Origin of the sequence: Metabacillus fastidiosus NBRC 101226 (assembly GCF_001591625.1) — a bacterium.
Classification (GTDB): Bacteria; Bacillota; Bacilli; order Bacillales; family Bacillaceae; genus Metabacillus; species Metabacillus fastidiosus.
The window spans coordinates 1-12,863 of the sequence record NZ_BCVG01000104.1; the positions used below are offsets into that span (position 1 = coordinate 1).

Consider the following 12,863-nt stretch of genomic DNA (forward strand, 5'->3'; position numbering starts at 1 on the left):
TTTCTATTTGATCTAATACAACTTCGGGATTATTGGCAATCTCCCTTAAAACACTGATAAAGTGGTTTGATATCCTTTCAGCTGTTTCTTTCTTAAACAGTGCTGTGCAATATTCTAAATCAAATTTTATGATGTTGTTTGTTTCTATTGCTGATAATGTCAAATCGAATTTTGCTATATTCGTTTTAGTGTCATATGCTTCGAAATTTAAGCCATTAATCTTATCATCGGAAACTTCTAAATTTTGCAAAATAAACATTGTATCAAACAACGCACTTCTGCTCATATCTCTCTTGATATCCAGTTTTTCAACCAATTCATCAAAAGGATAATCCTGGTTTTCATAGGCTTTTAAAGCATTCTCTTTTACTTCTTTCAGATAGTCACGAAAAGTTTTTTTGCCTTTTGGAAAATTTCTCATTGCAAGTGTATTTACAAAAAGTCCAACAATATGTTTCAGATCATCATGTGGCCTCCCTGCAATTGGTGACCCCACTACAATATCTTCTTGATCAGAATATTTTGAGAGAAGCGTTGTATAACTAGCTAAAAGAAGCATGTACATGGTTACGCCATTTTCTTTGGCAATTCTATTTAGCTTTTCTGTCAATGTACTATTTAACTCAAAACTATATTGACTTCCCTCAACGCTCTGTTTCAGCGGTCTTTTAAAATCTGTAGGCAAATTTAGTACAGGTATTTCCTCTTGAAACACATTTATCCAAAATGCCTCTTGTTTTTTCATTTCTTCTTTGGCATACAATTCTTTTTGCCAAGCCGAGTAATCCTTATATTGGAGACTTATCGGTGTTAATTCTTTTCCTTCATATAGATTGGTTAAATCTTGCGTCAGAATCCCCATAGATACACCGTCTGATATGATATGATGCATATCCAGCATTATTAGGTGCTCATCTTCCGTTAAGTTTAAGATTTCTACTCGTAGAAGAGGAGCTTTTACCAAATCAAAAGGTCTGACAAACTCATTAATGATATCATCAGCTCTATCAACGTCAGCTTTCCTGTAAGCCACCTTAAAGTCAACATTCTTTTCGATTTTTTGAACAGGCTCCCCGTCTACCATTGCGAATGAAGTTCTTAAAGCTTCATGTCTTTCAATTAGTTTGCGGAAAGCCATTTCAAACTGATTCACATCAAAGTCGCCTTTAATTTTCATGGCAAAAGGCATATTATAAGAAACACCGCTGCCTTCAATTTGATTTAATATAAAGAGCCTTCTTTGGGCGGATGAAAGTGGGTAATATTCTTTTTCCTCCACTTTTTTGATAGATGAATATATACTTTCTTTTGTTGAAGTAATGAATTCCCCAATTCCTTTAATAGTAGGTGTCTGGAAAATTTGTCGCAACGGAACTTCTACTTTAAGTTCCTTATGGATTCTGGAAATCATAGTAGTAGCTTTCAGGGAATGGCCTCCCACTTCAAAGAAATGTTGATTAATTCCTACCTTCTTCACTCCCAAGATGTCTTGCCAGATGGATAATAGTTTTTCTTCCACTTTATTTGTTGGAGCTGTATAGTCTACAGTGAAACTAGATTCATCAGGTTCCGGTAAAACCTTTCGATCGATTTTCCCATTTGTAGTAAGCGGTAGTTTTTCAAGCTGGACAAAAAAAGCAGGAATCATATAATCCGGAAGGTCTTTTGTCAAAATCGTTCTGATTCCTTTTATCAATTCTACCCTTGGTTTATCAGAGGTAAAGTACGCACAGAGATATGGCTGATCATCTTTGTCTTTCTTTGCAATGACGACTGCTTCTTTTACTTCATCATGTTTCAGGAGTTGATTTTCGATTTCACCAAGTTCAATCCGGTATCCACGAATCTTCACTTGATGATCGATTCTGTCTAAGAACTCAATATTTCCATCAGGCAGCATCCGTACAAGGTCCCCTGTCCGGTACATTCTTTCTCCAGGAACAAACGGATTTGAGACAAATTTCTCAACTGTTAACTCGTCATTATTTAAGTATCCTTTACTTAATCCATCTCCGGAAATACAAAGCTCTCCTGGCACACCAAAGGGAAGTAACTGATTATTCTTATCTACAATAAAAGCTGAAGTATTCGCTAACGGTTTTCCAATTGGTATGATTTCAGTTGCGTCATTGATAAAATAATAAGTGGCATATACAGTGCTTTCAGTTGGTCCGTAAACATGAACTAATTTATCTTTGCCTATTCTTTTAAGTGCTTTTTGCACATGTTGTACTGAAACTCTTTCACCACCAAAAAGTATTTTTCTTATGTTTTCTAAGCAATCTAATTCCAAATCAACAAGGGTATTAAAGAGAGCTGTTGTAATGAACATAATACTGATATTCTCAGTTCTTATTACCTGTGATAACTTACTAAGATTTATAACTGTATCTTTATCAATCATCACTAATCTTGCACCATTAAGAAGTGCACCAAAAATATCAAATACTGACCCATCAAAGGAATAATTTGATAGCTGCAGGATGGAATCACTATCGTAAATGTCGATATAATTAGTATTCTTAACTACTCTTATTGCACTATAATGAGGGATAATTACACCCTTTGGAATTCCTGTAGAGCCTGAAGTATATATAATGTAAGCTGCATCACTAGAGTAATTTATCGGTTGTAAATTTTCTTTGCTATATCTCAGTAAATCTACCGTATCTAGGTTAATTGTTTCTAAATCAAACTTAAACTGCTCCATGAATAGATTTTTCGTTAATAACATGGCAGCATTACTATCTTTTAACATGTACCCAATTCGGTCTATAGGAGTATCAGGATCTATCGGTAGGTATGCTGCACCGGATTTAAGAATCCCCATAATTCCTATAATCATTTCAAAAGAACGGTCTACAATTATCCCTACAATTGTGTCAGACTGAACACCTTTTTCTCGAAGCATTTCAGCAACTTGATTTGATTTATCATTTAAATCTTGATAAGTAAGGTTTTTGTCACCAAAGTTAACTGCTACATGATCAGGTGTTTTTTCTACCTGCTCTTCGAACAATTGATGAATCAATTTATCTTTGGGATAATTACATTTTGTTTGATTGAGACTGTGGATAAGAGTGTTTCTTTCCGCTTCTGAAAGTAGATCTATCTCACTAAGTTTCTTATTGTCATTAGCCGCGAATTGCACAGTGACATTTTTTATATGAGAAGCGATACTGTTAATTAGCTCCTTTTCATAAACACTTTCATCATAAACTAGCATTAATTTTAGCTTTCTTCCTATTCCTACAGTAATACTAAAGCTATAATTACTTCTCTCCTCATCAGTTACAGATACAATTTCAAAACCTAATTCACTTTCTTTGTCTTCAAGAACTTCTTTATCAACTGCGTAATTTTCAAATACCAACACATGATCTAAAAGATTATTCTTCAATTTACTTTGTATTTGAACTTCAGCTAAATTGATGTAATTATAATGATTACTTTCTATCGCACCTTCTTGGGAAACTTTTAAAAGTTCTTTGAACGTATTGTCACTCTCAAGTTTTATTCTCGTAGGGATTGTATTGATAAATAAACCAACCATTTTCTCAATACCTTCTACTGACGCATCCCTTCCTGAAACTACTGTTCCAAAAACAACATCTTCAGTATTATTGTATTTTGCTAGAATCAGGCCCCAAATACTCTGTACTACTGTATTTAAAGTGACGTTGTTTCTCTTTGCCATTTGTATAACTTTTTCAGTAAGTTCCTCTGAAAACTCTATTACTTTTTCCCCTCTTTTATATTCTGAAGTACTCGAATTATTCAGTTTTGGAATTGTAGCTTTTTCTTGGTATCCCTTTAAATAATTCTTCCAAAATTCCAGACCCTCTTCTGTATCTTGATTATTTAACCATTTTATATAATCACTATAAGGCCTAGGATCTTCTAACTGATGTTTTGTTCCTTTTAATTTATTTGAGTAAATGGTAAAGAGCTCTTCTAATATAATTCCTACACACCAACCATCAAGTAATATGTGATGGAAAGTCCATATTAATTTATATGATGTCCCTTCTGTCTTCATCAAATAAATTCTCATAAGGGTTTCTTTAGTTAAGTCAAAACCTTTTTCCTGATCTTCTTTTAAATATCTCTCTATACGCTTCGCTTTGTAATTAGAATCCTTCTTACTTATATCCTCATAATTAAAATTTATCTTTCTACCTTTTATGATTACATGTAATGGTTCATCCATCTTATAATTAAACGATGCTCTTAATATTTCATGCCTCTTCATTATTTCATTGAAGCTTTCCTCAAAGAGAGTTTCATCTATATAACCCTCTATATCTAAAACCATTTGTTCAAAATAGGCATTTGAACTTGTCCCATTAATAGAATGAAAGAGCATTCCCTTTTGCATGTTTGACAACGGATAGATTTTCTCAACTTTATTTACTTTCATGAAATGATCCTCCTAAATTGTATCAGCCTAAAAAACTAACTGTTAAAAGAATGAGTTGATTTTTATCATTAAGGTTTAGCTGTCTACATATTCATATTCATTTAATAGTTCTTCAAGGTCTTCTAATGACATATCATAACCATAATCAGAAGATGTTTTTTCAGTATCAGATTTATTGACACAATGGTTGATTATCATTTCTAAACTCTCTTTATATCTGTGATTAAAATCCTCTATTGTGGCTTCAGAATATTCTTTATAATTGAATGTAGTACTAATTATCAATTTTCCTTCTAACACTATTGAATCCATTTCAATGGATGCATCCCTAGCACTTCGCCTGCCAATGCTTTCACCAGTTGATAACCATGATGAAGAAAATTCTTCATTGGTAACATGTTTATCTATTTCACCTAAATAATTAAATAATATAGGTGCTGCTTCATCTTGCGATAGACCATCATCTTCTGCCAGATACTTTAAAATTCCGTACCCTATTCCGTTATGTGGGATCTTTCTCAATATTTCTTTTACCATCTTTATGCTCATGGAAATTTCCCGTTCCTCATCTAAATCAAGGTACACAGGATACATTGAAGTAAACCAACCTATTGTTCTACTTACATCAATGTTTTCAATAACCTCTTCTCTTCCATGTCCCTCCATAAGAACTTTCAGTTTGTTTTCCCCTGTTAACGCTCTTACAGTTACTAGTAATGCGGTCAAAAGGAGATCATTTATTTGAGTATTATATGCTTTGTTTGTTTCACCCAATAATTGGGCTGTATTTTCTTCATTTAATGAGATTCTTAATGTTGTACTATTCTCATAATCATGTGCATTTATTCCTTCTTTTTTGGCCAAGAATTTTACTCTTGTTTTAGATATTTCTTCCCAATATTTCTTTTCTTTTTTAAGTTTATTGCTGTTAGCATATTCTATTAACCTTTGTGAAAACTCCATATAAGAATTCGTTTTGTAACCCAGTTCAATCTTTTTACCTTGTAAAGCAAGCTTATATGCTTCTTCAAAATCTTCAAAAAGTATTCTCCAAGACACTCCATCTACAATAAGGTGATGGATGATAATAAGTAGATGATCACCTTGATTTGTTTTAAAGATACAAAGTTTTACCATTTTCCCAGCCGTTATTGATATATCCTTTTGCAAATTAGTAGCTACTTGATGAACGACAGCTTCTTGATCTTGTTCATCTGAAACATCGTAGACAGATAAATCGAAAGCTTTTTCGTTTAATCCACGATTATATTGATGGATTTCGCCATTTCTTTCTTCAAAAATCATTCTCAGAGCATCATGTTGTTCAGATAGTTTCGTAAATACAGTTTCTATAATCTTTTTATCAAATCCATTTTCCCTAAAAAGCATAAACGACTGGTTGTAATGATCTAACTCCTTGTTGTTTATTTCAAAATGCCTTCTCTGTATAGGTGTCAATGAAATATTTCCTTGGATTATTTCATTTACTTTCTTAACTTTTAGATCAGTACTTATATATTTACTAAGATTTTTAATTTTTGGATTTGCAAACAGGTCTTTAATCTTAAGTTTTAGTCCTACCTTCGACAGCTTTGAGACTATCTGTAAAGCTTTTATAGAGTCACCTCCAACTTCAAAGAAGCTGTCATCTATCCCAATATTCTTAACACCCAAGACATCTTCCCAAATAGCTGCCAGATTTTCCTCCACTGGATTTCTAGGTGCTTCAAATTCAACCGAATTGGAAATATTATCCTCGTTAACTAAAGGCAAAGCTTTTCTATCTACCTTTCCATTAGGTGTAAGAGGAAATGTTTCTAATTGAACGAAATAGGTTGGAATCATATAATCTGGTAAATTAGCAGACAAATACTCTCTTAGTTGCCTTGTAGTTAAATCTAATTTAGCAGTTATATATGCGCATAAATATGTGAGGCCCTTATCGTCTTTTCGGGCAATTACCAAAGCTTGTTTTATATGCTGGTTATTTAATAGCTGCGTCTCAATTTCCCCTGTTTCTATTCTAAAACCTCTGACTTTTACCTGATCATCAGCTCTTCCCAAGAATTCAATATTTCCGTCTGGAAGCCACCTTGCCATATCCCCTGTCTTATACATTTTTTGACCTAAATCAAAACAATCATCAAGAAATCTTTCATTAGTAAGAAATGGTTTGTTAAGGTACCCTCTTGCAACACCTTTTCCACCAATATACAATTCTCCATACACTCCTATTGGCTGAGGAGTTAAAGAAGAGCTTAAAACATAAAACTTTGTATTATTTAGCGGTTTCCCTATGGGTGTATTCGTAATTTGAGGCAGCCGACCATAGTCTTCTTCATAGTAACTGGAATCTACAGTAGCCTCTGTAACTCCGTAACTATTAATAATTCTCATACTGCTTCCGTATAATTTAAGCAATTTTTTATATTCATTTATTGGACAGCTATCAGATCCTAAAATCAGCAATCTCATGCTATTAATTTCTAGATTTTTATCATGGATATAATTCATGAAAGGAATGATAAGACTTGGTGTTGACTCAAAAGTATTAATTTTATATTTTTTTATTTCCTCATATAATAAATCCATTTCCAGCTTAATATGACTTGACACAATATACATTGTGCCCCCGTTTAATAAGCTTCTACATAAGTCTCCTGCAAATACATCAAAAGACATGCTTGCTATTTGGAGAAGCCTTACATTATATTCCTTCAATTCATAATGCTCTCTCCAGGCATAATGAGCATTAATGATATTTTTATGCTCTACCATAACACCTTTAGGAGTACCGGTCGTTCCGGATGTATATATGACATAAGCTAAATCAGAGGGAGAACTAATATTCTTCAGGTTACTTCCATTTACATGATACATATTTAATTCATCTATATTTACTACCTCTTCGTGAAAATTCATTCTTTTAATGAAATGATCCTGTGTAAGAATGATATCTGCCATGCTGTCTTTGAGCATGAATTTTATTCTTTCTGTGGGATAATCAGGATCTATTGGGAGGTATGCTCCCCCAGCTTTTAAAATGGCGATTATTCCGACCACCATTTCTATTGACCTGTCGACCATTATTCCAGCTATACTGCCTTGTTTTATTCCTTTTTCTCTTAATGTTCTCGCTAATTTATTTGCTTTTTCGTTTAATTCTGCATAGCTTAATTCCTTTTCTTCAAATACAACAGCTATGTTATAAGGTGTTTCTTGAACTTGTTTTTCAAAGAGTTCATGCAGAGTGGCCAATGAATATTGAGTCTCAGTATCGTTAAATGTGTTCAAAAGTGTTTTTCTTTCTTCTTCTGAAAGTATATTTATTTCGCTTAACTTTTGTTCTGGGTTAATAACGATTCCCTTTAATATATTTATGAAATGACCGGCAAGTCTTTCGATTGTTTCCTTTTTAAATAATTTCGTACAATATTCTAAATCGAATTTTATATGATCAAAAAATTCTATTGCTGAAAGACTCAAGTCAAATTTTGCTATATCGAAATCGATGTTATATGGTTCAAGCTTTAAGCCTTTTATATCAAATTCGAGCTCATCTAAGCTTTGAACAGAAAACATCGTATCAAACAAGGCATTTCTGCTGATATCTCTTTTTAAGGCTAATTTTTCAACCAGCTCATCAAATTGAAAATCACAATTCTCGTAAGCATTTAATGTATTTTCTTTTACTTTCTTCAAATAATCGACAAAACTAATCTCGTGTTTAGGATAGTTCCTCATCGCTAGAGTATTTACAAACATTCCGATAACGTTCTTCAGATCTTCATGATGTCTCCCTGCAATTGGTGTTCCAACGATAACATCCTCTTGTCCAGAGTATTTTGAAAGCAGCGTTGTATAAGCCCCTAATAAAAGCATATACATCGTCACACCATTTTCTCTTGCCAAAACCTTAAGTTTGTTTGATAATTCGTGGTCTATCTCAAAACCTAACCTATCTCCCTCATTACTTTGTATTTGCGGTCTTGGAAAATCAGTAGGCATATTAAGGACCGGAACTTCATCTTCAAATACCTTAAGCCAGTACTCTTCCTGTTTTTTGATACTTCCTACCTTATAGAATTCCTTTTGCCATTCAGAATAATCTTTATACTGAATATTTAAAGGGTTTAAAGGTTTTCCATCACAAATATCCGCGAATTCTTTCATTAAAATCCCTAATGATACTCCATCTGAAATGATATGATGTATATCAAACATCATCATATGTTCTTCATTATTAACTTTTAAAATCTCTACTCTTAGTAGGGGCGCCTTTTCTAAATTAAAAGGCTTTATGAATTGTGCTATTCTTTCTGATAAATTCTCTTCACCTAAATCACCATAATCTATTTTGAATTCCACTTCTTTTACTATCTTTTGTACAGGTTTTCCGTTTAGTGTCACAAAGACTGTTCTTAACCCTTCATGTCTCTCAATCAAAATTTTGAAGGCATTCTCAAAAACTTTCAAATTAAACGGGCCATTTATTTTCATAACAAAAGGAAGATTATAAGTAATTCCGCAACCTTCTATTTCATTTAGAATGTATAGCCTTTTTTGAGCCGAAGATAGGTTATAAAATTCCTTCATCTGAGATTGTTTAATTGTGGAGTAAATACTTTTTTCTTGTCCTTTAATCCACTCGCTCATTCCTTTTATAGTGGGTGAATTAAAAATTTGCTTTAACGGCACTTCAATATTTAATTCTTTATATATTTTAGAAGCTAAAGAGAAAGCCTTTAAAGAATCACCGCCAGCTTCAAAGAAATTATAGTTTACACCAATTTTGTCAATGCACAGAATATCCTTCCATATTAAGGAGATCTTTTCTTCTACTTCATTTTGGGGCGCTTCAAATGTTTCTTCTATTACCTTTCTTAAATCCGGTTCAGGTAGAGCCTTAATATCAATCTTTCCATTTATAGTAAGAGGCATTTTATTAAGTTGTACGAAATGAGATGGGACCATATAATCTGGAAACTCTTTTACAAGTGATTCTCTTAGTTTATTTTTATCTATGTTGGTACTCTCATTGCACTCATTCAACGTTAAGTAAGCACAGAGGTATTTGCTATCATTTCTGCCTTCTTTCAAAACTACTTTTGATTCTTTAATATGTGTTTGCTTTAATAAATGGTGTTCTATTTCATCCAGTTCAATTCTAAAACCGCGAATTTTAACTTGATTGTCCATTCTGCCCAGAAATTCAAGATTTCCATCTGGAAGCCATCTAGCTAAATCGCCTGTACGATATAATTTTTCGCTTGGACTCCATTTATTGATTACAAATTTTTCATCAGTTAGCTCTTTATTATTCTGATAGCCTCGTGCTAAACCTTTCCCACCTATATATAACTCACCAGCTACTCCTACTGGCAGCATTTGTGAATATTCATCTAAAACATACACTTTGTAATTACTCAGTGGTTTACCAATTGGTATACTTGTTTTTAAATAATCGTCTGCACTGACTTTATAATATGTGGCACAAACTGTTGTTTCGGTTGGTCCATATGAGTTATAAACATCCGCAACCTCAATAATATTTTTAATATATTCGTACTTTAAAACGTCACCGCCACTAATAAATTTCATGTTTTTTTTCAGAATCAAATTTTCATTTTTATCAATTTCATTTAGCAACAGCGGTGAGCAGCTAACTAATGTTATATTGTGTAAATCAATTTTTTTAACTAGCTCATCAATATTCAAATCTCCAAGTTTTCTACTAACAACCAACTTTCCTGAGTTAACTAGAATTGGGAAAATTTCTTCAGTGAACGCATCAAATGAAAATGAAACTACCTGTAAAATCGAATCTTCTTCATCTAAAGGTATTACTTTTGAAAATGCATGAATATAATTTATTACATTTTGATGAGTAGTCATAACTCCTTTTGGCTTTCCAGTAGAACCTGACGTATAAATTAGGTAAGCCAAATCTGATGTATCATTTAAATTATCTAAATTGTGCTTACATTGAGATTTGATATTTTCATCTTCAAATAAAATACTTTCTATTGGTCCAATCTTGAATTTTAAGTGCTCTTGACTTAGGATTAATTTTGCTCCGCTATCTTTGAGAATGTATTGTATCCTATCTTCTGGATACTCCGGATCTATTGGAAGATAAGCTCCACCAGCTTTTAAAATTGCCAATATTCCGACTACCATTTCCATAGATTTTTCAACCATGATTCCTACAATTGTATCTTGTTTTACTCCTTTGGTCCGAAGCATCCTTGCCAATTGGTTTGCCTCTTCATTCAGTTCCATATATGTTATTTGTTTTTCTTCAAATATTAATGCTATATGATTAGGTGTTTTCTCAACCTGTTTTTCAAATAAACTGTTTATATTACAAATTTCTGGTAATTCTACTTGGGTATCATTGAACTTATGTAATATAGTTTTTCTTTCTTCTTCTGAGAGAATATCGATCTCGTTTAATTTTTGTTTTGGATTTTCAACAATTACATTCAGAATATTAACAAAATGACCAGCAAGTCTTTCTATAGTTTCTTTTTTAAACAATCTTGTACAATATTGTATATCGAATATTAAATGATCTGAACATTCTATGGCTGTAAGACTTAGATCAAACTTAGCTATATTTAGATTGATGTCACAAATTTCAGACGTAATTCCATTTACATTAAATGAGAAGTTATCCTTCCTTTGTATATCAAACATTGTGTCAAACAATGCATTCCTGCTCATATCATTTGTTAAGTCTAATTTTTCAACTAGAGAATCAAATTGATAATCCTGATTATCATAGGCATTCAATGTATTTTCTTTAACCTTTTTCAAGTAATCAATGAATCTGCTATCAGCTTTAGGATAATTTCTCATCACTAGAGTATTAATAAACATTCCAATAATTTTTTTAAACTCATGACGTGACCTTCCGGCAATCGGAGACCCAACTATAATATCTTCTTGTCCAGTATATTTTGAAAGCAGCGTTGTATATGCAGCTAAAAGAAGCATATACATAGTCACTCCATTTTCTCTTGCAATAATCTTAAGTTTATCCATTAATTCAACGTCTATCTCAAAGCCTAAACTATCTCCTTCATTGCTTTGTATTTGCGGTCTTTGAAAGTCTGTCGGCATATTAAGAACAGGAATCTCATCTTCAAATACTCTAAGCCAGTATTCTTCTTGTTTCTTTATGTTATTTTCCTCATAGAACTTTTTTTGCCATTCTGAGTAGTCTTTATACTGTATATCTAAAGATGTTAATTCAATTCCATTACATATATCACAAAATTCTTTCATTAATATGCCCATCGACATTCCGTCTGAAATAATATGATGCATATCAAACATCATGAAATGTTCTTCATTATTAACTTTTAGGATTTCTACTCTTAGAAGGGGAGCTTTTGCTAAATTAAATGGTCTTATGAATTCTGTGATTCTTTCTAGTAAATTCCCTCCGTCTAAATCGCCATATTCTATGTTAAATTTCACTTCTTTTTCTATCTTTTGTACAGGCTCTCCATTAAGAGTTACAAAGGCTGTTCTTAAACCTTCATGTCTATTAATCAAAATTTTGAAGGCATTCTCAAAGACATTCAAATGAAAATACCCCTTTAACTTCATAACAAATGGAATATTATATGTCGTACCTTCTGTTTCCAGTTCGTTTAAGATAAACATTCTTTTTTGGGACAGTGATAGAGGATAACAGTTATTTTTTGTTGATTCAGCTTTTGTGATTTCATTCTCTCTATTTATCTCTACATTTTTTAATGCAGTAATTATTTTTTCCTTATGCAATTTTATTTTTTGTTTGACTTCCGTGGTTATTAACTCTCGGGGCCCAATGATTTTTATTTTCCCCTGATCATGGTATAAGAAAATATTTGACTTTTTCAACTCATTTATAAAGCCGATAATGTCCATATTAAAAATCAATCCTTTCATGGTACCCAGTGCCTAATATCTGAGTGAAGATTTAATTCACCCTTCACACCTGGTTAACTGGACAACCTGTCGATTAAGATTTGAGATTGCCCAGTATTCCAGGGATAAGCTTATTTTTATAATCTGTTTTAATATAAAGTAATTTTCAAAAAATATTTTTATAACTTTTCTCTTAATCACCATAAATCAATCATCCGTACAGAATTGAGAGTGATTTTTTAATGTTACACTTCTTCCTCAACATAATCGTAAAGATTGCTTTGAGGCTGAGTGTTATTAGATAAGATTAAAATAGCTAATTGTTTGATATTCGGATTTTCAAAAAAGTTTTGAATACTTAAATTAGTATTAAGATTTTTGTTTATAGAGGTTAAAGCGCTCATTAATTTAAGTGAATTCCCTCCTATTTCGAAGAAATTATCAGAAATACCTATAGGTTTAGTCCCTAGAACCTCTTCCCAGATTAAAACAATATTTTCTTCTACAAAGTTTCTTGGTGCCT

General features: G+C 32.3%; 3 protein-coding genes. All 3 read right to left on the minus strand.

The annotated features are described in order from the left end of the window. A partial coding sequence (locus tag BFA01S_RS17945) for a non-ribosomal peptide synthetase (protein WP_156483870.1) occupies positions 1-4,420 on the minus strand: 4,420 nt, incomplete at its 3' end. Between the two features lie 75 nt (positions 4,421-4,495). Continuing rightward, on the minus strand, positions 4,496-12,340 hold the full coding sequence (locus BFA01S_RS17950) for a non-ribosomal peptide synthetase (RefSeq protein WP_066233936.1): 7,845 nt from the start codon (positions 12,338-12,340) through the stop codon (positions 4,496-4,498). 245 nt (positions 12,341-12,585) lie between these two features. Further along, on the minus strand, positions 12,586-12,863 hold a 278-nt coding region (locus BFA01S_RS17955), incomplete at its 5' end, for a phosphopantetheine-binding protein (RefSeq protein WP_156483874.1).

Coding starts and splice junctions, on each gene's coding strand:
- BFA01S_RS17950 (WP_066233936.1), bottom strand. CDS start 12,340: ATGGACATTATCGGCTTTATAAATGAGTTGAAAAAGTCAAATATTTTC.